1 pseudogene is annotated in these 235 nt (G+C 29.4%); it reads right to left on the bottom strand.

The window, feature by feature from the left end:
• Nucleotides 1-235, bottom strand: a pseudogene (locus AJ887_RS10450) (autotransporter outer membrane beta-barrel domain-containing protein); the annotation flags it as partial.

The raw sequence follows: 235 nt of genomic DNA on the forward strand, positions 1-235 counted from the left end.
GTATTGCCATCTTTATCAAACATTCCATTATAGTTTAAACTAAAATAGAAAGCTTCATTAACAGGAACGATAAAAGAAGTGCTTACAAATTTTTGTATTCTTGGTAAATCAAACTCATCACTTACTTTTATATTTCCAAATCTAGCCTCAGCTTCTACTTTAGGATTGATATTAAACTTAGCTCCAAGTTCTACTGAAGTTTTTAAATTAGGCAACCAATCTCTAAACCAAGTAA

It is taken from the genome of Campylobacter sp. BCW_6466 (assembly GCF_001762835.1).
GTDB classification, from domain to species: domain Bacteria; phylum Campylobacterota; class Campylobacteria; order Campylobacterales; family Campylobacteraceae; genus Campylobacter_D; species Campylobacter_D jejuni.